This window comes from Pseudomonas sp. GM41(2012) (assembly GCF_000282315.2).
In the GTDB taxonomy this organism is placed as follows: domain Bacteria; phylum Pseudomonadota; class Gammaproteobacteria; order Pseudomonadales; family Pseudomonadaceae; genus Aquipseudomonas.
On record NZ_AKJN02000006.1, the window covers coordinates 1,486,387 to 1,511,664 of the forward strand.

The 25,278-nt window shown below is 56.2% G+C and carries 19 protein-coding genes; 7 read left to right on the forward strand and 12 right to left on the reverse strand.

Going from position 1 to position 25,278, the window contains the following annotated elements; all coding sequences use genetic code 11:
* The first annotated feature begins 3 nt into the window (after positions 1–3).
* Complete coding sequence (locus tag PMI27_RS19205; protein ID WP_008155769.1) at positions 4–2,622, forward strand: hypothetical protein; 2,619 nt, start codon at positions 4–6, stop codon at positions 2,620–2,622.
* Positions 2,623–2,686: 64 nt separating this feature from the next.
* Here the strand turns inward: PMI27_RS19205 and PMI27_RS19200 are convergent, their stop codons facing one another.
* Positions 2,687–4,333 carry a phosphoethanolamine transferase gene (locus PMI27_RS19200; RefSeq protein WP_008155772.1) on the reverse strand — a complete coding sequence of 549 codons (1,647 nt, stop codon included), beginning with the start codon at positions 4,331–4,333 and terminating at the stop codon, positions 2,687–2,689.
* A gap of 257 nt (positions 4,334–4,590) precedes the next feature.
* Here PMI27_RS19200 and galE point away from each other — a divergent pair, with 257 nt between their 5' ends.
* Positions 4,591–5,568 carry a UDP-glucose 4-epimerase GalE gene (gene galE, locus PMI27_RS19195; protein ID WP_008155774.1) on the forward strand — a complete coding sequence of 326 codons (978 nt, stop codon included), beginning with the start codon at positions 4,591–4,593 and terminating at the stop codon, positions 5,566–5,568.
* A gap of 44 nt (positions 5,569–5,612) precedes the next feature.
* On the opposite strand, the gene PMI27_RS19190 is transcribed toward galE, so the two are convergent.
* The 5 genes from PMI27_RS19190 to PMI27_RS19170 all read right to left on the reverse strand — a co-directional run bounded on the left by PMI27_RS19190 (position 5,613) and on the right by PMI27_RS19170 (position 10,639).
* A complete protein-coding gene (locus PMI27_RS19190) occupies positions 5,613–6,344 on the reverse strand; it encodes a CpsD/CapB family tyrosine-protein kinase (protein WP_238545902.1) in 732 nt (243 codons plus the stop codon).
* A 68-nt stretch (positions 6,345–6,412) separates the two neighbouring features.
* A complete protein-coding gene (locus tag PMI27_RS19185; RefSeq protein WP_008155777.1) occupies positions 6,413–7,972 on the reverse strand; it encodes a GumC family protein in 1,560 nt (519 codons plus the stop codon).
* Positions 7,973–7,992: 20 nt separating this feature from the next.
* Entirely contained in the window at positions 7,993–9,048 is a 1,056-nt protein-coding gene (locus PMI27_RS19180; RefSeq protein WP_050595035.1) for a hypothetical protein, read from the reverse strand.
* A gap of 86 nt (positions 9,049–9,134) precedes the next feature.
* The gene (locus PMI27_RS19175; protein WP_008155781.1) at positions 9,135–9,692 is read right to left on the reverse strand and encodes a polysaccharide biosynthesis/export family protein; all 558 of its coding nucleotides are present in this window, start codon (positions 9,690–9,692) and stop codon (positions 9,135–9,137) included.
* A 449-nt stretch (positions 9,693–10,141) separates the two neighbouring features.
* The gene (locus PMI27_RS19170; protein ID WP_008155783.1) at positions 10,142–10,639 is read right to left on the reverse strand and encodes a hypothetical protein; all 498 of its coding nucleotides are present in this window, start codon (positions 10,637–10,639) and stop codon (positions 10,142–10,144) included.
* A gap of 375 nt (positions 10,640–11,014) precedes the next feature.
* Between PMI27_RS19170 and PMI27_RS31870 the strand changes: the two genes are divergently transcribed.
* Complete coding sequence (locus PMI27_RS31870) at positions 11,015–11,185, forward strand: hypothetical protein (protein WP_008155785.1); 171 nt, start codon at positions 11,015–11,017, stop codon at positions 11,183–11,185.
* Positions 11,186–11,188: 3 nt separating this feature from the next.
* Here the strand turns inward: PMI27_RS31870 and PMI27_RS19165 are convergent, their stop codons facing one another.
* Positions 11,189–11,842, reverse strand: a complete 654-nt coding sequence (locus PMI27_RS19165) for a peroxiredoxin (protein WP_008155786.1) — start codon at positions 11,840–11,842, stop codon at positions 11,189–11,191.
* A 1,234-nt stretch (positions 11,843–13,076) separates the two neighbouring features.
* On the opposite strand from PMI27_RS19165, the gene PMI27_RS19160 reads away from it, so the two are divergent.
* Positions 13,077–13,793, forward strand: coding sequence for a glycosyltransferase family 25 protein (locus PMI27_RS19160; protein WP_008146733.1), 717 nt, complete (start codon positions 13,077–13,079; stop codon positions 13,791–13,793).
* 101 nt (positions 13,794–13,894) lie between these two features.
* Here PMI27_RS19160 and PMI27_RS19155 read toward each other — a convergent pair whose 3' ends face one another.
* Positions 13,895–14,224 carry a hypothetical protein gene (locus PMI27_RS19155; RefSeq protein WP_008146735.1) on the reverse strand — a complete coding sequence of 110 codons (330 nt, stop codon included), beginning with the start codon at positions 14,222–14,224 and terminating at the stop codon, positions 13,895–13,897.
* 185 nt (positions 14,225–14,409) lie between these two features.
* Between PMI27_RS19155 and potE the strand changes: the two genes are divergently transcribed.
* A complete protein-coding gene (potE, locus tag PMI27_RS19150) occupies positions 14,410–15,819 on the forward strand; it encodes a putrescine-ornithine antiporter (RefSeq protein ID WP_008146737.1) in 1,410 nt (469 codons plus the stop codon).
* Complete coding sequence (locus PMI27_RS19145; protein WP_008146739.1) at positions 15,816–18,101, forward strand: Orn/Lys/Arg decarboxylase N-terminal domain-containing protein; 2,286 nt, start codon at positions 15,816–15,818, stop codon at positions 18,099–18,101. The genes potE and PMI27_RS19145 overlap by 4 nt, the downstream gene beginning before the upstream one ends.
* Positions 18,102–18,194: 93 nt before the next feature.
* On the opposite strand, the gene betA is transcribed toward PMI27_RS19145, so the two are convergent.
* From betA to speB, 4 genes are all read right to left on the reverse strand, one after another.
* On the reverse strand, positions 18,195–19,883 hold the full coding sequence (gene betA / locus PMI27_RS19140) for a choline dehydrogenase (protein WP_008146741.1): 1,689 nt from the start codon (positions 19,881–19,883) through the stop codon (positions 18,195–18,197).
* A 2-nt stretch (positions 19,884–19,885) separates the two neighbouring features.
* Positions 19,886–21,454, reverse strand: coding sequence for a purine-cytosine permease family protein (locus PMI27_RS19135; protein WP_008146743.1), 1,569 nt, complete (start codon positions 21,452–21,454; stop codon positions 19,886–19,888).
* A 187-nt stretch (positions 21,455–21,641) separates the two neighbouring features.
* Positions 21,642–23,150 (reverse strand): aldehyde dehydrogenase family protein, encoded by a 1,509-nt coding sequence (locus PMI27_RS19130; protein ID WP_008146745.1) that lies wholly within the window; start codon positions 23,148–23,150, stop codon positions 21,642–21,644.
* 27 nt (positions 23,151–23,177) lie between these two features.
* Positions 23,178–24,182 (reverse strand): agmatinase, encoded by a 1,005-nt coding sequence (speB, locus tag PMI27_RS19125; protein ID WP_008146747.1) that lies wholly within the window; start codon positions 24,180–24,182, stop codon positions 23,178–23,180.
* A 151-nt stretch (positions 24,183–24,333) separates the two neighbouring features.
* Here speB and PMI27_RS19120 point away from each other — a divergent pair, with 151 nt between their 5' ends.
* On the forward strand, positions 24,334–25,248 hold the full coding sequence (locus PMI27_RS19120) for a LysR family transcriptional regulator (RefSeq protein WP_008146748.1): 915 nt from the start codon (positions 24,334–24,336) through the stop codon (positions 25,246–25,248).
* Positions 25,249–25,278 lie beyond the last annotated feature (30 nt).

Here is a 25,278-nt window from a genome sequence, read left to right on the forward strand (position 1 = left end):
CTCATGATCCAGTTGTCTCGCCGCCCCCAGATACTGCTCCTGCTGTTTTTGGCTATTTGGCCGTTTCGTATCTGGGCGTCGGACTGGGTCGTCAGTGTGGATGAGCGCAACGGCCTGCCAATGCTGGAGCGTGGTGGCAGTCCGGCAGTTGCTACGACATTCTCATTCTTTGGGCGCAACTGGGACTGGACGTATTTGCAGACCGAGTTCAAGGTAAACGCCCCTTATCGATACTCCCTTGCAGGCAAAAACAAAGCGCTGGATTTCGACTTGACTGCGCAGATTCAGAAGCAAAACGAGCAGAAGCTGACCTGGAACTTTGCCGTGGATGCACACAGCGGGAAGTCGGGCATTTCAGGTGGTGGCATTGTCTTCGAATTCGACCCCGCTCTTTTCGCTGGAGAAATGGGCGAACCCACTTTGCTACCCGACAACCGCGGCTGGACCTGGGGCAATGCACAAGGGCGGCGCATCGAAATGCGCTTCGAGCCCGCACTGGCGAGTGTGTACCTGGAACCGGGCAGTAAATCCGAGGTGCGTGCTTTTTTCTTCAAGAACACAATCAAACCTGGCCGCCTGGATTTCACAGCGACCTTGAGCGTTTCTGGCGATGTGGCGGTCGGCCCAACCACTACCGAGCGCTTCGGACTGTCGGACCCAAAGAGCTGGCCGACTGACAAGCTCGACTGGAAAACCTCGCCGGTCGACCTGTCCTTTCTCAACGCTCAGGAAAAACCTGCAGGCAAGCGCGGCTTCGTCAAAGCCTCCGGCGAGCAATTGCTATTTGCCGACAACACGGCGGCGCGTTTCTGGGGCACCAACCTTTCGGCTTACGCGCTGTTCCTCACGTCAGACGATGCAATCAAGCTGCAGGCCAAACGCCTGTCTGCACTGGGCTTCAATCTTGTACGACTGCACCACCATGACTCGCCATGGGTCTTCCCGAACATCTTTGGCGACGGGAGGGTCACGCGCAGCACCCAGCAACTGAGCCCGGAATCGCAGAAAAAAATCGACTGGTGGATCAAGTGCCTGAAAGACGAGGGCATTTATGTGTGGCTCGATCTGCACGTCCAGCGAGTCTTTACTGAAAAGGACAACATTGATGGCTTCGATGAATTGCCGAAAGAAGAACAGAATTTCACCTATCTCAAGGGCTATTCCTATGTAAATCTCTCCATTCAACAAGCCATGAAGCGCTTTACCGAAGCCTACCTGACCCATGTAAACAGCTATACCGGTCTCGCCTACAAAGACGACCCGGCAATTGCCGCCGTACTGATTACCAACGAAAACGACGTCACCAACCACTTTGGCAACGCCCTGCTGCCAGACAAGAATTTGCCGAAGCACAACCGCGTCTACATGGCGCAGGCCGAGGCTTTTGCCAAACAGCACAATCTGTCTGCAGACCAGACCTGGCGATCCTGGGAGCCAGGCCCTTCCAAGATGTTCCTTAACGATCTGGAGCGACGTTTCAACGTCGACATGATTCAACACCTGCGTGGAATAGGCGTGAAGGTCCCCATCGCCACGACCAGTAGCTGGGGCCGCAATGGCCTGAACTCCCTGCCGGCCCTTACCGCCGGCGACGTAATCGATGTCCATAGCTACGGTGGCTCGGGACAGGTCGAGAAAAACCCGCTCTACAGCGACGGCATAGTGAATTGGATTGCCGCCGGCCAGGTCATCGGCAAACCCTTGACTGTCACCGAGTGGAACAATGAGCCCTTCCCGATACCAGACCGTCACTCGCTGCCACTCTATATCGCCGGCACCGCCAGCCACCAAGGCTGGGATGCACTGATGCAATATGCCTACAGCCAGGAACCAATGGGGGGCGTAGGGATGAGTGCCAACAACTGGCACGCCTATAACGACCCTGCAATGCTGGCCACCCTGCCCGCCGCCGCCCTGCTTTATCGCCGTGCAGACGTTCGCGAAGCAACAACGACCTACGTCTTCGCGCCGTCGTCAGCCACCCTGTTCAACCAAATGATCACACCGGCCAACTCTGCTCTCCTGCGCACAGCCATGGAGAAAGGCAAGCTGGAAATCGCGATGCCACAGACGCCGGAGTTGCCTTGGTTGCAACAGAGCGTTATCCCAAGCAATGCAAAGGAATTTCATGCCCCTGACCAGTCGCTGCTGGACGCCAATGCCATCGAGTCCACGACCGACACCGGTGAGCTAAAGCGCAACTGGAAACAAGGCGTCTACACCATCAATACGCCGCGCACCCAGGCCGCTACCGGCTGGATCGGCGGTGAGTCGATCAGCCTTGGCAACATTAAGGTTCAAGTGAAGACCGCCAATGCCAGTGTGGTGGTGCAAAGTCTGGACGACTCGCCTTTGAGCCGATCGCAGGATTTGCTGATTTCGTTAGGCACCCGTGCCATCCCCCAGGACGACGACAAAATACCTTTTTACGTTGAGCCACTCGAGGGCACGCTAACCATCCAGGCACCGCAAGGCTTGACACTGGTCACCCACGGTATTCTGGGGCAAATGAAGAAGCTGCCCGCGACCTACCTTGATGGCCGCTATACAATCAAGTTCGACGGCTTGCAGGCGTCGAACTGGTTGTTTTTGAAAAAAGGCGTCACGCAAGCACAACCTTAGGCGACGCGCAGCCAACTTCAACCTGATGGAACAACGCCTTGCGGCGTTGTTCCGCGAGGGCTGTTTAAAGGGCGTCAAAATCAAACGATGGAACATAGCCTGCGCCGAGCAAATGTGGACATTTCGACGATACAAAATCATCACTCAATAAATCCTCCGAACTTTTATACCTGCTCGTGAAAACCCCTGTGATATTTAAAAGCGTATGCGACAAGGAGGAAATGCTGATTTTCTGACTCTCTCTCGCCTTCAACTTTAAAAGCTTGAGCGATTGCGGGTTTGAAACATTATCGGATGCCCAGATAAATGCCGAAACCGGGAGATCATATTTATTGCCAATACCATGACCCAAGAGCCCTCGACTGTCATCCATCATGTTTTCACCATGATCCGATGAATAAAACAAGACAGATGGTTTTTTGCTTGACTTCAACCGATCAATAATGGTGCTCAATAGCCAGTCCGTATACAAAATACTATTGTCATATTCTGCGGTGATTTTGTCTTTGAAGTTGTCTGTTGAAGGCTTGAACTTATCGAAATTTTCCGGGTATCGGCGTGAATACTCGAAATGACTACCCTTGACATGAATGAATATGGCTTTCTTTTGTGTATCGCTTTTATTTAGTATTTCTTCATACTCTGAAATCAATGCCCCATCATAGCTTCTCTCAAAATACTGACGGTATTGTGCCTCTGCGGCTATTTGTGGAATTATTCCGCCAAAACTATCAACCTCTTGCACAGACAACCAATAGGTCATGTACCCGGCGGCGCGATATATACTTACCAATGATTTTGTCGACGCAATGGCGTCCCAATCCGATATAGGCTCAAGGCTCAGCATTGAAGGAACCGCAAACGAGGTATAGGGGGCTGTCGTGCAGATCTGATTAAACTTGAAAAGCCCTGCCTGCTTACCGAGATTCGGGGTTGTTTCCTTGTTATAACCGTAGAGGGACCAGTTCTGCGGCCGTGATGACTCACCGATGACAAAAACAATGGTTTCTATATTGGATTGATCCGACATACTGGTTATTTTTACATCAGACTCCCGACGGCGCTTGATAAGGTTCTCCGTCCCCAAATACAAGTTTGCAGTCAAGGCAATTTGTGACAAATAACCTACTGGCGTGCTTTGATCTTTTGCCAGGAGGTCCATGACTGCAGATTTCCCGAATGAATTAAGTTTGACGGTTTTATAAAAATACGCCCCATACCCCACTAACAAGGCGCTAACAACCAAAACAAAAATACCTTTGTTTTTATACAACTCACGCTTGTGCAGGCCTATTAATCCAGCCCCATAGCACAATATGAAAACCACCAAAACGATACTAATGGGCTGCCAATAGGTCGGCAGAAACTCGCTGGCCTCCTGATAGTTTGTCAAACCAATGAATATATAGGCAGCTGTTAATCTCGAGTTGAAATTCAGCACCAAAAACAGATCAATAGCTGCTACCAAATAGAACGGCAGCAGAATAATGTGAACCTTGAATTGACTGGATGAAACAAATCTAATTGCCAAAAGCCACAACACCGACATGCCAAGGGTGTAAACGACCAATAAATCAATTTTAGAGTATTGATAGTTTGCCAGCGTTCTAACAATCAACGGTGATAGCAGAAATGACCACAATACTAAATTTGGCCATTCCGCTTTAAATATTTTTAATGAGTAATCGATAATTCTGGCAGGATTTTTCATTTGATAATTATCCTCGCAGGATGCCCAAATGTCTCCTCAGAGGGTAGCTTCAATTGGCGCGCTCGCTGCAACGTGTTCGAAATATTCTGTCCTTTGGCGTTCCAAACGTAGCGAGTCGCAAGGCTTGACACTGCTCACACTTGGCATTGCGGGGCAAATGAAGAAGCTGCCCGCGACCTGCCTTGATGGCCGACTACAATCAAGTTCGACAGGCAGTAGCTTGCACAGCGATAGTGCCCAGGAAATCGGAGATCAGGATGAAATTTTTGGTGGTGGGTGGCGCGGGTTATATCGGCTCGCACATGGTGAAGCAGCTACTGAGTTCAGGTCACGATCTTGTGGTGGCAGACAATTTCTCAACGGGTTATCGCAGCGCGTTGAGGGGCGGGACATTGGTCGAACTGGACATAGCCGACGAACAGGCGCTGGACGCCCTGTTTGCGGGACACCACTTTGATGCCGTGTTCCACTTCGCCTCCTTTATACAGGTGGGCGAATCCGTCGCTGAACCTGCCAAGTACTATCAAAACAACTTCGCCGCCACCCTGACGCTGCTCCAGGCGATGGTTCGCGCCGGGGTTAAACACTTCATTTTTTCCTCGAGCGCCGCCGTCTACGGGGACCCGGTGTATGTACCGATCGACGAGGAGCATCCCAAAGCCGCGATCAACCCTTATGGGCGCAGCAAGTGGATGGTGGAGCAGATGCTTGAAGATTTCGACCGCGCCTATGGGCTGAAATCGGTGTGCCTGCGCTACTTCAACGCCGCCGGAGCAGACCCTGAAGGACAGTTAGGTGAACGCCATGAACCGGAAACCCACCTGCTGCCCCTGATCCTGCAAGCAGCCTCCGGACGGCGCGCAACCATCACCGTCTATGGCCGTGATTACGACACACCTGACGGCACTTGCATTCGCGACTACGTCCATGTTGTCGACCTTGTTGCCGCTCACGCGCTTGCCGTGGATTATCTGCTGGCAGGAGGTGCAAGCACGGCGTTCAACCTCGGTAACGGTCAAGGTTTCTCAGTACAGGAAGTGATAGATACCGCGCGCGACGTGACCGGCCAGGATATATCTGTCAGCGAAGCGCCACGTCGCGCGGGCGATCCACCACGCCTTGTGGCCGATCCCCGCAGGGCCAACACATTACTTGGCTGGCAACCGCAATTTGGCTCACTTGAACAGATAGTGGCGCACGCCTGGAGCTGGGAGCAGAAGTACCCTTGGCACTGACCGCCGGCGCTAGCCAATAGCGCCGACCTCCTGCGGGTGATGCTCTAGTAGTAAGAGCGGTTTTCGGGTTCGGCTTTGTTCAACACCGTGCCAATCAGATTGGCTGTCCCAAGATGATGCAGGCTTTCCTCGATCTCTTTCCTGCTGTTCAATCCGTTAGCGACAACGAGCAGGACGCAGTCGAACCTGGGCAGGACGTTAATCACATCATCCGAACTCAACAACGGCGGCAAGTCGAAAATCACGATGCGTGAGTTGTAGCGCTCGCGCAGATCAGCAATCAAATGGCTGACTGCAGGCGATGACAACACCTCGGTGGAAAGAGGAATCGGCTCGCGCGTCGGCAAAACCACAAAGCGCGGCAAGGTCGGATTGACCAATACTTCTTGCAGTTCAGCTTCATCTGCCAACAATTCATTAAGCGATTTATCCATCGGCAGACCCAGGTACTCACCCACCTTCGGACGACGCAAGTCGAAGTCCACCAACAACGCCGTCTTGGTCGTGTGATGCGCGATACTCATCGCCAGGTTTATAGCCAACACCGTCTTGCCTGCCTCTGGTGTCGGCGAGGTGATGGCGAGCGTGCGCCAGCCATTTTCCTCCATGGTTTTTAGAACTTGTGTACGCAGTAGATCGAATGCCCCGCTCATACTCGAATTTTTGTTGTAAGCCACAATGCGGTTGCGCTCAAGGTGATCTGGTCGCAAAGGTACAACCTTGGTTTGCACATAACTGAGTGCATTCAGACCTGTGGACTGCGCGGTCGGTGTCATGGCTTTTGACGAGGTCTGTTGCTCGGTTTTTTCGGTATCGGGATTGAACATTTCCATGGCTATATTCCTTACGCAAACCGGCCCAGAGCTTTAAACATCAGAAGATCCAGAGGCATGTAGAGGAAGTGCAGGAGCACCAGAAAAATCGCGATTGTCGCGACTCCACAGACGATCAATAGCATTCGCCACTTCCTGCGGCGTGCCAGTTCAGCCTTGGTGTGAATGTAGGGAATGGAAACCAATACGCGTCTACCCAGCACGCTGGCCAAGGCCTGGGCACCGCGTACACGCTGACTTATCATCTCGAGGAACATCACCAGCGCGCCAGCACCCACCGGGGCAAGCAAGAAACCCATGGCAACCACTTTTTTACGGTTAGGCCGTACCGGCTTCTCGGGCATCAGCGGCGACTCCAGAAGAACAAAACGCTCGGCTTTGTTTTCCTGCTCCAGGCTTTCGGAAATTTTCGCACTCATTTCCTTCGTGCGAATCTCCTCATATTTTTTACGAGCATTATCATGGTCACGCATCACCGTGACCAAGCCGCGCTCGACTTGCGGCGTCTCAATAATTTGTGCCTCGTATTCGGCTATTTTTCCGAGTATTTGCTGCTTTTGATCGGCCAACGACTTGATACGTGCTTCCGCTGCGGTGATCCGCGCCTGGGCCTTGGCAACGTCCAGATTGACCGAAGCCGCTGAACCAGCACCTTTGCCAGCCTCAAGTGCAGCAATTTTGCGTTTGACGGCACGCACGTCGGGGTGGGCTTGCGTATACAGCGACTGCAACCGGATGTACTCCGCTTTGAGGCTAGCGAGATCCTGTGGTTTATCAACTGCCGCACCGGGTGTTCCAGGCCTGGTCGCTAGCCCGGCATTCGCGGCGGAAAGCTCCAGCTCATTGAAGCGCAAGTCCTCACGGGCAGTTTTGTAGTCACGGTCGACCTCTTTAAGCTCGGTTTCGGCGCGCGTCAACATATTCATGCGCAGCTCTTGATGCTCGGGCAGCGCGTTGCTGTGTGCCTGCTTGAAGTCCGCCAACCGGTTCTCGAGGGCTTCCAGTTCCACCCTGAGTTTGTCCGCCTCCTGCGTCAGGAACTCTGTCGTTTCACTGGCGCGTTCGGTACGCTGCTTGATGTTTTCATCCAGAAACAGCGTCACCAGTTCCTTGGCAACTTTGTTCGCAACCTCTGGCTGCCTGTGCTCAAAGGAAAGACGGAAAGCAATCGTCACCTCTCCGCGCCCCTTGACCGCAGCACTGACCAGGGAGACCACAATCGCATTGCGCATTTCTTCAATCTTCTCGCTAACGCTCAGTTGCCGGCTTTGCGAAGCAAAAAGATTGTATTTGTCGATGATCCCTTCCAGATGTTCACGGGTCATCACGCGCTGGCGAATGACTTCGATGCGCTCATCGGCAAAGGTATTGTTGTTGGCCGCCACCAGGTCTGGCGAAATCTGTTGAGACTCCACCAGAATCGTGCCGGATGACTCATAGGTCGGCGGGAGAGAGATCGCTACCGCTATGCACACGCCGAGTATGACCACGAAACTCACGATCAACAGCAGGGCGTGGTGCTTGATGATAGCTAGGTAGTCGTTGAACGACATTTCGTATTCAGAGGCCATATTTCTCACACAGCTGAATTTCAGAGACCGGGATAACTATAGGTCAACGTCAGCCCGACGACGTTTGCAGTGGCATCCGGCAAGCCATCTTGCTGGCGTTGTTTGTATGTGTAGGATAGGCGTGCAATCCAAAAAGGCGAGAGTTCTTGGCTAAACCAGGCACTGTAATTTCGCAGGGTATTCGGCGTCCGGCCTTTGGCGTCTTGCCAGGAGGCATCGAGACCGGTGCGTCGGGTCTCGTCGACGGCATAGCTCCATGTCCCCCTCAGGGCATCAACCTCGACGAAACCACCGTCCCCACTGGCGAGAGTGCTACGACTGGCGTCGATGCTGGTATCAATACGCTCACCGGCATATTGCAACAATAAACCGCCCTGGCCTTTGGGGCCGCTACCTGTGCCGGAGACTTGGTTGAGACCCGCGTAGGCCGTCCCCTTAAGTCGCTCGGAGAATTCGACATTCAAGCCGACCGTGGGGGTGTAGCTGTTCGAGGAAGCCACCGCAGACCCCTTTTCCGGCTCATAGCGCCTCACGCCCAAACGGGTGAACAGCTCGACCTGCTCACTCCATGCATAGTTCCAGCTGAAGCGGGTCGCCAGCTCGTCATAGTTGGTCAGAGAAGCAACATCGTAAGTGATATGAGTGTAGTCAGTCTCGTTAACCAGGGTACTTCGCTCGCTGAGAGCAGTGCTCCAGTTGCCGCCCACCAAATACATCTTTTGCGTGCCATCGGAGGCAACTACGCCGGTTTCCTGAACCACCGTGGAAAGCGTAGAGTTTTCTTCATATCTCGCCGTGAGTCCAAAAGCACCCGTTTCGGTCGCGCGCTGCCACCCTAGGTTTAACCTGGGATCTTCACGGTCCGAAACGACGGACGTATCCGACGAACGCACGATGTTTAATCCGAGACCGAACTGGAACTCATCCCGTCCGGAAGTACCCACGAGGCTGTAATCGGGGGCGATGATGGTGCGGGTCACCCCTTTCTCATCACTCGTGAGCAGCAGTGGATTGCTGTCGTACTCGACCGTCGAAGGCACTGCTATAGCTGATTGCCAAGTAGCAGCATAGGCCATGTCCGAACACGACAAAGCCAGGATTGCCGTCGCAATCCCGGTCGTTCGAAATTCAAGCAAGATAATCCTTAGTGCCTCGCGCAAGGCTAAGGCACGACCAGCGTATCGCCGGCTTTAAGTAGAAAATTGGTGGTCATGTCTTTCCCTGACATCAACTCGCTGTAGTCGACGCGCAGGATTTCTTGTTTAGCCCCATTGAGCCGCACGACCTTAATGTCGTCTTTATCGGCGAATTTGTCGAGCCCACCCGCCATGCTTATTACCTGCAGCACTGACGTTTGACCTGACATATGCACGGTGCCAGGCTTCAGCACTTTGCCCTGAACGTAGACGAGATTACCTTCGGTGCCGGTGACGACTACGCTCACCTGCGGATCAGGTATGAATTTCTCAAGCTTGGCAGCGATTTGCTGCTCGACAGCGGTGGTATCAAGCCCCTCAACATCGACTCGCCCTACCAGCGGGAAGGTAATGCTGCCATTGGGGAGTACGCGTACATCCTGTTTAAGCTTGTCTTCGCCCCAAACGGAAATAGAAAGGTTATCTCCCTGATTCAGCCGGTAAGCCCCGTCCTTTTCGACGGCATTGGAAATGCTGGGCCAAACGGCCAGCGCGCAGAGCACAGGTATCAATGAACGGAACATCGGGATCCCTCCGTCTAAGTAGCCATGCAAGGAGTTTAGAACAAAAAAAACCTTGTCAAATCACTCTAGCCTATTTCCTGCCAAAGAAACGACTAAACAGCAATCACCTTGAGCTTGCGGGCGGTCAATTCCGCCAATGCAACACACCTGAAACCGGAACGTTAGTGCAAAACAGCATAATCGTGTTATTTAACAATAGGTTGGAGCAAGAAAATCGCCCCCGACATATTTCGCGCCAATATTAACTACATCATGCCCGTTTGAACCGGCTCAACCGCGCCACTGTCACCCTGACGATGACTACGTTTGCCAGCGCAACTAACTGATATCAACAATTACATTGCAATGACAGACATCATCCGCAAAAACTATATATAAAGCTGTGTGTCTATCCAGTCACCAGAGTGACCGTCTAAATAACCCTTATTACCTAAAACGTTAACAACCCGCTATATCTTCCGTCGGTTGGCGACCACAATAAAACCAATCAATGCGGAAGAAAATAACCATGCTGCCGCAGAAAGCGGTACTGCATTGTGTTGGTTGATATCCGAAGCCCCCACCAGACTTTTATCCTGGAGAGATGAATCAATTTTGAATTTCTTATTGTCAACCGCCGCCATTAATCCGTCGCGGGAAGAAGAATTGACGGATACATCCACGCCTGAGTCAGCGCGATGATTGACACTGTTAACTTTCGCAGAATGGGCATCATCGACGTAAATATCAGTGATCGATGAAGGCAAGCCAAGGCCCTTTCCAAAAGTAAACAGTGTGCCACCCGCGTGATCTTTGAGAGCAGTACAAAGTTGAGGCCCTAACTCCTCGCAAGCGCTGCTTATTCGACTAATTTCATAGGCCAAACTGGTCGCCTGAGCACTAGCAACGGCTGCACCATCCAGGATCACTGACAACAACACAAATTTAATGACAAGTGTTGAGCGCATAACACCGCCTCCTTGCGCAGGGGGTTATTCGTTTGTCGGTTGAAGGAATCTTATCGGCTAAATTGAGCCTATAAGCACATCGCTATTACGTCAATGGTCCGTCACAATAATAAATCGAAATTTCATTTTAGGGAGATGACGTCAAAATAACGCCACAACAAGCACGTCAGTCCCGTGAATTCTATCCATGTGAAATAGCTTCACGCTTGGACGTCAGCTCGCACCAGGGTGCTGGCCCACGTCCCGGCGCAGCGCCTTGCACCGGGCAACGAAGCACCTTGGCACTGGCATGGGCTCGACTGCCGACGACGCTTGTAAAGGTGGGGTTTGTCGGTGACTTTCTGAAAGTACCTGACGGTCGAGAGTTTTTGACGCATGAAGACGGCATGGCAGGTAAAGGCTCCCCGTGCATTCTCAGCCCTGGAACACTGTAGGAGTCTCGGCGCCGCGCCAGGAACCATGCTCAACCTCCCTGGCACCCGCGCCGAGCAGATCAATGCAATGCGCGCAAAAGGCATCGCGATTGAAGACCGGATGAATGACTGACCATTACTTTGGTTGCGCCACCGTACGCAAATAAGGTTTCACCGTCTTGAAGCCATCCGGGTACTTCTTCCTGGCATCGTCGTCGGATACCGACGTAGGAATGATCACGTCCTCACCCGGACGCCAGTTCACCGGTGTGGCAACCGTGTGTTTGGCGTTTAACTGGATAGCATCGAGCAGGCGTAACACTTCATCGAAATTGCGTCCGGCACTCATCGGGTAGACCAGCATCGCCTTGATCTTTTTATCCGGGCCGACAATGAACACTGAACGCACCGTGGCGTTGTCCACGGCAGTACGAGCGCCGCCACTGGCGTTCGGGTGAATCATGTCGTAGAGCTTGGCCACCACCAGATTCTCGTCGCCGATCATAGGGTAGTTGACCGCATGGCCCTGGGTTTCTTCGATGTCTTTGGCCCAGGTCTGATGGTTGCCGACCGGGTCGACGCTGAGACCGACAATCTTGGTGTTGCGTTTGTCGAACTCCGGCTTGAGCCCTGCCATATAACCGAGTTCAGTGGTGCAGACCGGGGTGAAGTCCTTCGGATGTGAGAACAGGATGGCCCACTTGTCGCCAATCCATTCATGGAAATGGAGCGTGCCTTCGGTGGTTTCGGCGGTGAAATCCGGTGCTTCGTCGCCAATTCGAATGGTCATATGCGTTCTCCTCGCTGTGAAGGGTAGGGAAACTCTCGGAACGATCCAGTATAGGAGACCTTGAAGACTTCGCTTTGCCCCCCCCCCCGCCGAAGGGCTGGCGTCAGTGGTAAATGCTCGGAGCTATCGTGATGCTGTTTTCAGGTACACACATGCGTAGCGGCTTTTGGATCAAGAGCGAGGCGGCCGAGTTGTGTTTTGTTTTTTGTGTGTATATCCGTTTCTGCGGTCACGGCGGCTTATGGTTCCGCTCTTACAGCGGGTCACTTGGAAGAGCCCCAAGTAACCAAAGGCTCTTGCCCCTTTCGTTCGGTGCCTCGCTGTGGCTCGGCATGCCCTCGCTCCGGTCCTGCTCCGTGGGCCCGCCGCCATCGGCCATCCATGGCCGGGGGCGGCTAACCCGGCATCCATGCCGGGTTGCCCACTGCGCAGAACCTCCACTCGGCCTCTCGATGGGGCGTGCACCTCAAGATCAAGAGCTGCAGGCGAGCTAACGCTCGGCCTGATGAGTGGTGAGAAGCGGGTGTTCGCAGCTCTTTCTTGGAGTGCTGTTGATCTTGCTTTGGCTTTGGCTTTGGCTTTGGCTTTGTCTTTTGATCTGCTTGCCCCTTTCCCAGAGGCCGAACGCAGGTATTGCGCAGGGGGCACCGCGGCAAGGATGCCGCGGTAGCCGCCCCCGGCCATGGATGGCCGATGGCGGCGGGCCCCCGGAGCAATGCCGGAGTGAGGGCATGCCGAGCCTAGGCGAGGCACCGAATGGAGGGGCAAAGCCTTTTGGTTCCTTTTTGGCGTTTGAAAAAGGGACTCGCTGTAAGAGCGAAACCGCCAGCCGCCATCACCGCAGAAACGGATATGTCCCCCAACCCTAAGTGAACAGAACAGCGAACCTATCGATTACACACCGATTTAAGAGACGAAAACTCCATCCGAAAATGCTGCCTATACTGCAATCCGGGGTCGATAGAGAAAACGGACAACCACCAAGCACCCAGCCTGTCAGATTGAGGTCATGGAAGTTGACGCCGAGCCGTCAGGAAATGCACAAAGTGGCCCTACTCTGACGCTGCGCGAGTGAACCGCCGGACGCCTGGTTGATGAGGAGTACTTCAATCGGACACAACCCGGAAGACGTAAGGGATTGCCTCATGTCGGCAGTGCTTGCGTATGATTTTTTCCGAATTCTGCGGGTTCCCCAATCCAACTGCCCTGATTGTCTGCGCTAAGGACCTGACAGATGAATGTGATCGAGTATTTTGATCGAGTAAGAATCATCAATATCTCGTCAAGAAAGGATCGCCGTTTAGAAACAGTAGAAGAGTTCACTCGCAACGGTTTTCACATTGATGATGAAAAAATAGGCTTTTTTGAGGCTGTTACGCCCAGTGAGGGAAATGGTTTCCCGAGCGTCGGGGTCAGAGGCTGCTTTTTGAGTCATCTGGGGGTGCTGGAAGAGGCAATGCGCCTGAATCTGAAAAATATCTTGATCCTGGAAGACGACATACAGTTTTCCAGAAACATTTCTCAATATGGCAAAGAGGCCATCGAGTCCCTGGAAGGTATGGAGTGGGACATCGTCTATTTCGGGCATCCGTTTGAAGAAAATTCAAACGTGCCCGCTTGGAAAGCAGTCGACCGGCCAATACATTTGGCCCATTTCTATGCTGTAAACGGGAAATGCTTTGGGAAATTGAGGGATTTTTTATTCCAGATTCTGGAGCGGCCGCCGGGACATCCTGACGGAGGTCCGATGCATTATGACGCTGCTCTCAATACGCTTATTCATAAGAATAAAGAAATTTCGGCTTACTATTTCACCTGGAATTGTGGCTATCAAAGGCCCTCGCGCACGGACCTGCATGAGCTTTCCATCTTTGACAGGGTGCCCCTCCTGCGGCCGGTAATGGGCATGCTCAGGAGGTTAAAGGCAAAAAACCTGAGAAGAACCCGATAGTTTTCTCTCTTCAGGGAAGGTCTGAAGTACCCAATGCCTGACGTAACCCGCCCGGTACGGCGCAGGCGCCGTGTCCGGGGGATTTTGGCGGACTGCCCTCGTCATTTGCGCGCCAGTTTGTACCGGACGCACTCCTCGTAAAAGCTCTCGCGCAGGGCGGCGGGTTTCATCCGCGAATGACTGTCATAGGTCTGCTCGGTAATGCCCATCGCCATCATGTGCATCCACGGCTTGCTGAATTTGTAGGTGTGTAACTTCTGCCGCGCTGCATACAGTGAAACCCCGGACAGCTTGAGTTCCTGGGCTCTCGCCGCAGTACCTGCGCCCCAGCTGCAAATGTAACGATCATTCGATGCCAGCTCTTTGGCCTGGACAGAGGCGGCAACGCTCGCCAGGCCTAACGAAATCAGCGCAACCATCACATTCCGCATTTGCATTCGATCCCAACTAACTGAAAATAAATTGATTTTGGTCAAAATATTCAGTCTTCGGGGCCAGCAAAATGCCTTAAGTGCGCTATAGCCTGTTTTCTCCGTGTCTTACGGACGTTTCCTGCGCCAATTCAATCCTTTGCTATAGCTAACGCTCTTCTCCCGCCAACGAATGAGGCAACGGAATGTCAGTCGCAAAGAAAATGACCGTAGGGCAACTGACGATGTTGACCGCCGTCAACATGTTGGGCTCCGGCATTGTGCTACTCCCCACCAAGCTTGCAGAAGTCGGCGGTATTTCCATCCTTTCCTGGCTGATCACGGCTACCGGCTCCCTGGCGCTGGCCTATGCCTTTGCGCGCTGCGGGATGCTCAGCCGAAAGACCGGGGGCATGGGCGGCTATGCCGAATATACGTTCGGCAAGGCGGGCAACTACATCACGAACTACACCTATGGCCTCTCGCTGTTGATTGCCAACGTAGCCATCAGTATTACGGCGGTCGGCTATATCCAGGAGCTGTTCCATGTTGAACTGGGTTCACTGCAAGTGGGTCTGGCGACCATCGCTCTGTTGTGGATCACCACTTTCGCCAACTTCGGCGGCGCGCGGATTACCGGCCGGATCGGTGCGGTTACGGTTTGGGGGGTGATTGCGCCGGTAGTGCTGGTGTCCACCATTGGCTGGTTCTGGTTCGACAGCAGTGTCTACGCCGCCGGCTGGAACCCCCACAACATGGGCTGGCTAGAAGCTGCAGGTGCATCGGTGGCGATCACCTTATGGGCATTCCTCGGCCTGGAGTCGGCGTGCGCCAACACCGACGCGGTGGAAAATCCGGAGAGGAACGTACCGATTGCGGTACTCGGCGGCACCCTCGGCGCGGCGGTGATCTACATCGTCTCCACCAACGTCATCGCCGGTATCGTCGGCAACCCGGAACTGGCCTCCTCCACTGCACCGTTCGGGCTGGTCTTTGCCAAGATGTTCACCCCTATGGTCGGCGACATTGTGATGGCCGCGATGATCCTCGCGTGCATCGGTTCGCTGCTGGGCTGGCAATTCACCATCGCTCAGGTCTACAAAAGCTCCGCGGACACCGGTTACTTCCTGTCGATCTTTGCCAAGTCCAACAAGGCTGGAACACCCATTATCGGCATGCTGGTGCTGCTGGCCGTGCAGACGGCGCTGGCTTTACTCACCATCAGCCCTGACCTGAGCAAGCAGTTCGACACTCTCGTCAACCTCGCGGTGGTCACCAACCTGGTGCCCTACATCCTCTCCATGGCCGCGTTGATGACCATTCAAAAAGTATCCAACGTTCCGGCGGGCTCAGCGCTGATAACCAACATCATTGCGTGGGTGGCGGCGGCTTACAGCTACCTGGCGCTGTACAGTTCGGGCGCTCAGGCGCTGATGCTCGGCGGCGTGGCAACGATCTTTGGTTGCACGCTGTTTGGCTTCGTCAACAACCGCCTGATCCGCCTCGAAGCGCTCAATAACAGCGTACCGACACAGACCGTCAGCGCTCAGCACCTCGTGGGTAAGCCGGTGCCGGTCAATAACTTGCAAGCAGTGACCGTGGAGGCTCAATTATGACGGAATATAGACAAACGCTCGGGATGCTCGCGCTATTGGTCAGCAGCCCGCCAGACAAACGCACCGTCTTCGGACGCGCCCTGACTCAGTTGGTCAATGATGTAGAAGAACGCGCCGTTCATGTGCTGGCGTCGGAAACCCTGAGCGACGCCACGTCGATCCTGTGTTCGGACCCGGCCATTCAATGCGTGCTGCTCAGCTGGGAAATGGACAAAAGCGAAGGCCACGAGGAATGCATCAAACTGCTCGTCAGCCTGCGTGAGCGCAACACCCGGGTGCCGGTTTTCCTGATTAGCGACCGCAGCACCGCGTCGAGCATTCCGCTGGTGGTCATGCAACACGCCGATGACTTCATCTGGCTGCCCGAGGACACCAGTCGCTTCCTCAGCGGGCGCATCCTGGCGGCCATCGAACGTTATCGCCAAGCCGCGCTGCCCCCCATGTTCGGGGCGCTGGTGAAGTTTTCCCGAACCTATGAATACTCGTGGCACACCCCTGGACATGCCGGCGGCACAGCGTTTTTGAAGAGCACCGCGGGGCGCGCCTTCTACGAGTTTTTTGGCGAGAACCTGCTGCGTTCGGACCTGTCGATTTCGGTCGGAGAACTCGGTTCGCTGCTCGATCACAGCGGCCCCATCGGCCAGGGCGAGCGCTACGCCGCCAAGGTGTTCGGCGCCCACCGCACCTACTACGTCACCAACGGCTCGTCGATGTCTAACCGCGTCATCCTCATGGCCAGCGTCACGCGTAATCAGATCGCCCTTTGTGACCGCAATTGCCACAAGTCCGCCGAGCACGCTATGACCCTGTCCGGGGCCATTCCGACGTACCTGGTACCGACGCGAAACCGCTACGGCATCATCGGCCCGATCCTCCCGCAAACCCTGAGCGCCGAAGGCGTGAGAGTGGCCATTGCCAACAACCCGCTGGTCAAGCGAGGCATCGACCCGACACCCGTCCACGCGATCATCACCAACTCCACCTACGACGGCCTGACCTACAACGTCACCCGCGTCGAAAAGTTGCTGGGGCAAAGCGTCGATCGCCTGCATTTCGATGAAGCCTGGTACGGATATGCGCGTTTCAACCCGCTGTACCGCGAGCGCCACGCCATGCACGGCAGCCCGGACGATCACGACGACTCGAAGCCGACCGTGTTCGCCACCCAGTCGACCCACAAGTTGCTGGCCGCCCTCTCCCAGGCCTCGATGATTCACGTGCGTAACGGCCGCAACCCGATCGATCACGGGCGCTTCAACGAGTCGTACATGATGCACGCCTCGACTTCGCCGAACTACGCGATCATGGCTTCGTGCGACGTCAGCTCGGCAATGATGGAAGCGCCCAGCGGGCAAATTCTCACCACCGAATCGATCGAAGAAGCCATCAGTTTCCGCCAGGTCGTCTCGCGCATGCACAACGAGATGTTGAGCAAGGAAGACTGGTTCTTTACCTGCTGGCAGCCGCCGACCGTGCAGGTTGGCGCGGCCACCGTGCCGTTCCATGAAGTCGACCCGGTGCTTTTGAAAACCGAGCCAAACTGCTGGGTACTGCATCCCAACGCGATATGGCACGGCTTCGGTGACATCGAAGAAGGCTACTGCATGCTCGACCCGATCAAGGTCTCGGTGCTCAGCCCCGGCATGGGCGACGACGGCAACCTGCTCGACTCGGGCATCCCGGCCTGTGTGCTCACGGCGTACCTGGGACGTCAGGGCATCGTGGTCGAGAAAACCACCGATTTCACCATTCTGTTCCTGTTCTCTATCGGTATCACCAAAGGCAAATGGGGCACCTTGCTCAATGCCCTGCTCGACTTCAAACGCGACTATGACGACAACGTCGAACTGGAACTGTGCCTGCCGGATCTGCTGGCCGCCAACCAGACTCGTTACGCCGGCATGGGCCTCAAGGACCTGGCCGACGAAATCTTCGCGGCCATGAAGAAACACAAAACCACCGCCAACATGGCCCAGGCGTTCGGCACACTGCCGAAAGCCGAATTCAGCCCGGTGGAGGCCTACGAAAAACTGGTCAGAAACGACATCGAACGGGTGACTCTCGAAGAAGCCGCCGGACGCATCGCTGCGACCGGGATCGTGCCATATCCACCGGGCATTCCATTGCTGATGCCGGGTGAAAACGCCGGGCCTGCGGACGGGCCGTTGCTGGCCTATCTCAAGGCGCTGGAAGCCTTCGACAAATCCTTCCCGGGTTTTACCCATGACACCCATGGGATCGAAAGCGAGGGCGGAGTTTATAGCTTGCTGGTGTTGAAATGAGCTAGCACCTGTACGTACTGCGAAGTAAAAAAAACGGGCGCCCTGAAGGCGCCCTTTTTATATGTCTTCTCCTGAGCGATTAACCCGTCGGGGCTAAACCCTCACATTGCGTCCCGGCAACGATGATCGCTGGCTGGTTTCCCAATCCTGGACCAGACCGACGGGCGCATCGGACGCCGGCAGCATGGTGCGCCCTCGAACCAGATCGGAAGCCCGCTCGGCCAGCATAATGGTCGGTGCGTTGAGGTTGCCGTTTGGCTCGGTCGGGAACACCGACGAGTCAATCACCCGCAACCCCGCGATGCCCCGCACACGCAGCTCCGAATCGACCACGGCCATCTCGTCTTCGCCCATACGGCACGAGCCGCAGGGATGGTAGGTGCTTTCGAGGTTTTCACGTACGAAGGCGTCGATTTCTTCGTCGGTATTCACCTGTGGCCCGGGGGCTATTTCGCCGTCGCGGAAGCGGTCCATCGCCGGTTGGCCGATGATCTCGCGGGTCAGGCGGATGCAGCGGCGGAAGCCTTCGCGGTCTTCTTCGCGTTGCAGGTAGTTGAATTGAATCAGCGGATGCTCGTACGGGTCAGCGGAGCGCACCCGAACATAGCCGCGGCTCTTGGGTTTGTTCGGCCCGGTGAGCACCATGAAGCCGTGACCCTTGATCGGTTTGTTACCGTCATAACGCATGGCCGCGGGCAGAAAGTGGAACTGAATGTCCGGCCAGCGCAGGCCCTTGTCCGAGCGGATGAAACCACCGGCCTCGAAATGGTTGGTGGCGCCGAGTCCGTCCTTGAACAACAGCCAGCGCAGGCCGATCAACAGTTTGCTCAGCGGGTCCATTTTGCTGTTGAGCGTCACCGGTTCCTTGCAGCCGAACTGGATATACACCTCGGCGTGATCCTGCAGGTTCTCCCCTACTCCCGGCAGTTCATGACGCACGCCGATCCCGGCTTTGCGCAGGACCTCGGCCGGACCGATACCGGAGCGCTGCAACAGATGCGGCGAACCGATAGGCCCCGAAGAAATCAGCACCTCACGGTTGCAAAAGACCTGATGCGTCTGGCCTTCGTGGTCATACATGACGCCGACGGCTCGCTTGCCTTCAAGGATGACCTGACGGGTCATTGCATGGGTGATCACGGTCAGGTTCGGACGTCCCATGGCCGGGCGCAGGTAAGCGTTGGCCGTGGAGCAGCGCACGCCGTTTTTCACCGTCATGTGCATCGCACCGAAGCCTTCCTGCATGTAACCGTTACAGTCCTCGGTCTTGATGTAGCCCGCCTCGGCGCCGGCTTCTACCCAGGCCCCGTACAGCGGATTTTTCATGTGATTGCCGTTGGTGGTGTGCAAGGGGCCGGTGCTGCCGCGATAGCCGTCACCGCCCTCCTCGTAATGCTCGGCCCGTTTGAAGTAAGGCAGGCAATTGCGATAGCCCCAGCCCTCTGCACCCAGCGACTCCCACTCGTCAAAGTCATAAGCGTGGCCACGGATATACACCAGGCCATTGATTGACGAAGAACCACCGAGCACCTTGCCCCGTGGGCAGTGAATGCGACGTCCGTTGAGGAAAGGCTCTGGCTCGGTTTCGTAGCGCCAGTTGTACTTCTTGGTGTTCATGGGGATCGAAAATGCACTCGGCATCTGGATCACCACACTGCGATCGCTGCCGCCGAACTCCAGCACCAGCACTGAAGTGGCCGGGTCTTCACTTAGGCGGTTGGCCAACACACAACCTGCCGAGCCGGCGCCGATGATGATGTAGTCGTATTTTTGCGTAGCCATGATTATCTCCGGACCGCCGATTCGTTGAAAACGGGCAACGACGGCTTGGTCAACGTGTCGCCGGTGGTGTATTGCGGGGATGTTTTTTCGATGTACTGGATGACGATTTCTTCGCGTTTGAGGTCGATCGAGCGGCTGAACCAGTAGTACACCAGCCCCGACACGATCAGCCCGACCAGCCAGGCGATATCGATGCTGCCAAGCGCCTTGGCGAGCGGGCCGACATAGACTTCACGCTGTTCAACACCATCGTAGATGTAGAAGAACGGGATCATCGAGATGAAGCCGATGGCATACGCCGCGATGCCGCGCAGGCCCCAGCTGCCGTAGATGTTGCCGTGGGGCATGAAGAAGTGCGGGATGGCGTAGCGACCCTTGCGGACGAAGAAGTAGTCGGTCAGGTTGACCGAGGTCCAGGGCACCAGGAAGTACAGCATCACCACCAGATAAATGCCCAACACCGACAAGCCTTTGCCCGAACTCTGGATGCTCAGGGCCACGCCCAGTTGCAGCAGGATCACGAAACCAATCGCCAGGATGCGCGCCTTGCGCGTCGGCTCGATGTGCTTGATGGAGTCGACGCAGGTCAGCGTGGTCAACTTCGCGCTGTAGATGTTCATGGCGATGACCGGCAGGAACGCCAGGATCGTGACAACCACCACCACAGTTCCCATCAGTGGCGACACGGTGTTGCCGACTTGCCCAAGGGCCACCAGCACGTCTGTTGAGTGCAGGTGATCGGCCAGCCAGCCACCCACGGAAATCATCCATGCTCCGGACAACGACGCACCCAGGAACACCACCGCGATCAGTTTGCCGCTGGAGGTGTTCTTCGGCAGGTAACGCGAATAGTCGGACACATACGGGGCGTAAGCGATGTTGTAACTCGCCGCTGCCGCGAACTGGGCGATGAAACCGGTCCAGTTGAAACCCAATGGCGCCGGGGCCACTTCACCGGCTGCGAGTACCGGCACCGCAGCATCGGGAACCCAGCCCATCAGCACCGCCAACGTCACCAGGCCGTAAAGCGGAAGCGACAGGTACAACGCCCATTTGAAACTGCGGTGCATCCAGTCATGCCCGAGGATCGCCAATACGGCCGCTGGTATCGTCACCGCCACCGCGATCACCGCGGGGTTGAAGCCGAAGAGTGTGTGCAGCCCCTGCATCATCAACACCAGGTTGACGATGTTGAAACCGGCGAACACAAACAGCGTCGCCAGCAGCACCAGGATCACACCGCGATAGCCGAACTGCGCACGCGACTGGATCATCTGCGGCAAGCCAAGGTGTGGACCTTGCGAGCCGTGAAACGCCATGAACAGCGTGCCGAACATGATGCCCAGCGTGCCGGCGAGTGTGGTCCAGAGCGCGGTCAGGCCGACGCTCGGGCCAACGAAGCCGATGGTCATGGTGAAGAAGGTGAAATTGCCGAGGAACCAGAACGGGCCCTGGCTCGACAGTTTGTCGGTGCGCTCGTTCTCCGGGATGAAGTCAATCGAATGGCTTTCGACGACGGGTTTGTCGTCCAGGACCGACACGCTCAGGGCTGACTTGGCGTTAGTGTTCATGATGGTCTCTTATTGTTGGAAGATCATGACGAGGTAACTGCATTCTTTGGGTGAACGCCCCTGTGGGAGCGAGCCTGCTCGCGAAGGCGATGTGTCAGGCGACATTGATGCTGAATGTGCCGGCATCTTCGTCGGAACGCCGCCCGGAGCAAGCCCGCTCCCACATGGGATTTGAGTCAGCCTTGACTCAGGGAAGCGTGATCCAGACCGCCTTGGTCTCCAGCAGATAATCGAGCTGCTCCGCGCCCAGGTCCTTGCCGAATCCGGACTGTTTGTAGCCACCGAACGGCATCGACGGGTCGAGGGTGCCGTGGGCGTTGACGTAGACCGAACCCGCTTTCAACCGTGGGATCAGGCTGTGCACCTTTCCAAGGTCATTGGAATACAGTGCGGCCGCCAGGCCGTAAGGCGAGTCATTGGCCAGGGCCAAGGCCTCTTCTTCATCGTCGAACGGTGCGGTGACCAGCACCGGACCAAAGATCTCTTCCTGGACGATGCGCATGTCGTTGCGGCAATGGGCAAAAATGGTCGGCTCAACGAAGAAACCGGGACCTTCGACTGGCTGGCCGCCGTAGACCAGTTCAGCACCTTCTTGCTTGCCGGTTTCGATGTAGTCGGTCACTCGCTCCTTCTGCAACGCCGAGACCAACGGGCTGATGAAGCAGTCTGGATCCAGACCCGGGGCGATTTTCAGCGTGCGGGTATAGGCGATCAGTTCGCGCAGGAATTCGTCGTAGACGCTGCGATGAATGTAGGCGCGAGTACCGGCATCACACACCTGGCCGGAGTTGAAAAACACGCCGTTGGCAATCGCCTGGGCGGCGGCCGGCACGTCGGCATCGGCCAATACGATTACCGGTGATTTTCCTCCGAGTTCGAGGGTTAGTCGCTTCATTTCGTCCAGCGCGGCGCGGCCGACGGTACGGCCGACCGGGGTCGAGCCGGTGAAGGTGAGCTTGTCGATACCGGGGTGCGTGGCCATGGCCGCACCGACTACGCTGCCGCGTCCGGTCACGATGTTGATCACCCCGTCCGGGATGCCCGCTTCCTGCACCAGTTCGGCAAAGCGCAAGGCCGACAGCGAAGTCAGTTCGGCGGGTTTGACCACCACGGTGCAACCGGTTGCCAGGGCGGCGCCGAGCTTCCAGGCCATGGTTTGCAGCGGGAAGTTCCAGGGCACGATGGCGCCGACCACACCTACCGCTTCCTTGCGGGTATAAGCCAGGTAATTGCCCGGCAGCGACGGTTCAACGGTTCGGCCATGCAGCTTGGTCGCCCAACCGGCGAAATAACGCAGCGTATCGACCGTGCCCTGGATATCGACATCCCGCGCGAAGGCGACTGACTTGCCCATGTCGATCGATTCGATTTCCGCCAGTTCGGCGGCGTTGCTTTCAATCAGGTCCGCCAGGCGTTGCATCAGCCGTTCGCGTTCTGCCGGTTTGGCCTGACGCCAGGCGCCACCGTCAAACTGTGCGCGGGCGGCTTGCACCGCGCGGTCCAAATCCTCGGTAGTGCCCATCGGAATACGCGTGATCAGGCCCTCGGTCGACGGTTCGATAACATCGGATGTCTGCCCGTCGCTGGCCTCGACAAAGGCGCCACCGATGAACATCTTCTGAACCTTGCTGAGGAAGGTCTGGGTGGCCTCGGATACACCAAATTTTTGCAAATACTGCTTAACGATCGTGTCCATTTTCATTCCCTCTGTGCGGCGGTCAGATCACGCCGTGGCCGTGGTGGATTCGCTCATGGCGTGCCGTGCTTGAGCCCGCTCGTGGAAGATGAAACCGATGCTGTTGAGCAGCAGTTGCGCCGCCAGAATCGAGGTCATGCCGGAAGGGTCATAGACCGGTGCAACCTCCACCAGATCCATGCCAACGATGTTGCCTTGGCTGCGTTTGGCCAGGGCCTGGATGATTTCCAGCACTTCGTAATAGAGGAAGCCGCCGTGACTTGGGGTGCCGGTGCCAGGGGCGATGGACGGGTCGAAACCGTCGATGTCGATGGTGATGTAGTAGTTGATGTTCTGCGGGATCAACGCCAGCACACCTTCGACGCCGAGGCGGCGCACATCACGGACCGAAAGGATCTTCGAGCCGGCCGCGTGCGCTGCTTCGTAGTCGTCGCGATTGGACGACGACACGTTGCGGATACCCATCTGGGTCATGCCGACGATGTGGTTCATTTCGGACGCGCGGCGCAGCGGGTTGCCATGGCCGTAGCGAACACCGTGGCGCTCGTCGACGAAGTCCAGGTGCGCATCGAAGTGGATGATATGGATCGGGCCACGGCCCTCGAACGCCTTGATCACCGGGGCGTGAACCGAATGATCGCCACCGAGTACAACCGGCATGACACCGGCATCCAGAATCTTGCGCACGGCGTATTCGGTGTTCTCGTTACTGGTGACCATGTCGGTGTGCACGATGTCTGCATCACCCACGTCGACCATGCGCACGTCGGAGGCGGTCAGGTACATGACGTCATCTTCGTGGTCATAGGCGCCGGCATGGCCGAAGGAAAACAGGGTCGATGCCTCACGAATACCGCGTGGTCCGAAGCGTGCGCCGGAACGCCACTGGGTGCCCATGTCGTTGGGCACGCCGAGGACCGCTACGTCCGCATCCAATGCGTCCCAATCGGTGCACACCGGGGATTTGCCAAAGGTGCAGTGACCCACGAATGGCAGGTTCAGGCGACCGGATTCATAACCGTTGTTCGACATTTCAGGCATCTCCAATTCTTGTTATCAGCTGACGGACGTGGAAGGCGACCGCCGTTGGAATGACTATGGGCGCAGGTTTTCGTGGAAAAAATGCTAAACATCAGATACTCATATCGGCATTACCGATGCATCCACACGCGGGAGGTTCAAGGTGATCCAGCTGCACGATGTCGATCTGAAACTGCTCAGGGTGTTTGCCACGATTGTCAGGTGCGGCGGGTTCTCTGCTGCGCAGGCGGCGTTGAATGCGGGCCAGTCAACCATCAGCGAACAGATGACTCATCTGGAAACCCGGCTCGGGGTCAAACTCTGTCAACGCGGGCGCAGCGGCTTTCGTCTGACCGAGCAAGGTGTGGCGATCCACGAAGCCACTCAGCGTCTGCTCTCGGCGGTGGAAAACTTCTGCATGGACGCCGACGTGCTCAAGCAGCACATCAGCGGCAAGCTCAATCTGGGGATCATCGACACCACCATTACCGATCCCGATTCTCCACTGCCGCGCACCACCCAACGCTTCGTGTCGAGGGGGCACGACGTGCACCTGAACGTGTACGTCGGCACCCCGGCGGAACTGGAAGAACGCGTGCTCGACGGCCGCCTGCACCTGGCCATCGGGCACTTCCCAATCTACGTTCCGGGGCTGTTGCACTCGCCGCTGTATCAGGAAGCCTTGGGGTTGTATTGCGGACGGCGGCACCCGCTGTATGGCAGCAAGGCCGAGGGCGACGAACTGCTCGAAGAGATTGCCGCTAGCCGGATTGTCGTCAGGGGCTACATGCAGCAATACGACCTGGAACACTTGGGCGTGAGCAAAGCCGCCGCGACCGTCGACAACATCGAAGCGCTGGCGATTCTGCTGATTTCCGGCGCCTATCTGGGCTTTCTGCCGATGCACTTCGCCGCTCAGTGGGTCAAGACCGGCGAGATGCACCAACTGGCGCCCACCAGCTTGCAACTGATGTCGCCGTTCGACGTGATCACCCGACGCGGCACTGCCCCGCCACCGATCCTTCAGGCGTTCCTCGAGGATCTCGCCGCCTGTTCGCGCACCGCCGGCAACACCTGACAGACACGACGTGTGCCGGTCATACTCATT

What these genes read in the sequence shown, in the direction of transcription:
- speB (WP_008146747.1), bottom strand. Translation starts at nt 24,182, where the DNA reads ATGTCGAACAACGGTTATGAATCCGGTCGCCTGAACCTGCCATTCGTG.
- betA (WP_008146741.1), bottom strand. Translation starts at nt 19,883, where the DNA reads ATGGCTACGCAAAAATACGACTACATCATCATCGGCGCCGGCTCGGCA.
- PMI27_RS19180 (WP_050595035.1), bottom strand. Translation starts at nt 9,048, where the DNA reads ATGGCCTATGCTGCTACTTGGCAATCAGCTATAGCAGTGCCTTCGACG.
- PMI27_RS19160 (WP_008146733.1), top strand. Translation starts at nt 13,077, where the DNA reads ATGAATGTGATCGAGTATTTTGATCGAGTAAGAATCATCAATATCTCG.
- PMI27_RS19145 (WP_008146739.1), top strand. Translation starts at nt 15,816, where the DNA reads ATGACGGAATATAGACAAACGCTCGGGATGCTCGCGCTATTGGTCAGC.
- galE (WP_008155774.1), top strand. Translation starts at nt 4,591, where the DNA reads ATGAAATTTTTGGTGGTGGGTGGCGCGGGTTATATCGGCTCGCACATG.
- PMI27_RS19130 (WP_008146745.1), bottom strand. Translation starts at nt 23,150, where the DNA reads ATGGACACGATCGTTAAGCAGTATTTGCAAAAATTTGGTGTATCCGAG.
- PMI27_RS19155 (WP_008146735.1), bottom strand. Translation starts at nt 14,224, where the DNA reads ATGCGGAATGTGATGGTTGCGCTGATTTCGTTAGGCCTGGCGAGCGTT.
- PMI27_RS19135 (WP_008146743.1), bottom strand. Translation starts at nt 21,454, where the DNA reads ATGAACACTAACGCCAAGTCAGCCCTGAGCGTGTCGGTCCTGGACGAC.
- potE (WP_008146737.1), top strand. Translation starts at nt 14,410, where the DNA reads ATGTCAGTCGCAAAGAAAATGACCGTAGGGCAACTGACGATGTTGACC.
- PMI27_RS19175 (WP_008155781.1), bottom strand. Translation starts at nt 9,692, where the DNA reads ATGTTCCGTTCATTGATACCTGTGCTCTGCGCGCTGGCCGTTTGGCCC.
- PMI27_RS19170 (WP_008155783.1), bottom strand. Translation starts at nt 10,639, where the DNA reads ATGCGCTCAACACTTGTCATTAAATTTGTGTTGTTGTCAGTGATCCTG.
- PMI27_RS19200 (WP_008155772.1), bottom strand. Translation starts at nt 4,333, where the DNA reads ATGAAAAATCCTGCCAGAATTATCGATTACTCATTAAAAATATTTAAA.
- PMI27_RS19190 (WP_238545902.1), bottom strand. Translation starts at nt 6,344, where the DNA reads ATGACACCGACCGCGCAGTCCACAGGTCTGAATGCACTCAGTTATGTG.
- PMI27_RS19165 (WP_008155786.1), bottom strand. Translation starts at nt 11,842, where the DNA reads ATGACCATTCGAATTGGCGACGAAGCACCGGATTTCACCGCCGAAACC.
- PMI27_RS31870 (WP_008155785.1), top strand. Translation starts at nt 11,015, where the DNA reads ATGAAGACGGCATGGCAGGTAAAGGCTCCCCGTGCATTCTCAGCCCTG.
- PMI27_RS19185 (WP_008155777.1), bottom strand. Translation starts at nt 7,972, where the DNA reads ATGGCCTCTGAATACGAAATGTCGTTCAACGACTACCTAGCTATCATC.
- PMI27_RS19205 (WP_008155769.1), top strand. Translation starts at nt 4, where the DNA reads ATGATCCAGTTGTCTCGCCGCCCCCAGATACTGCTCCTGCTGTTTTTG.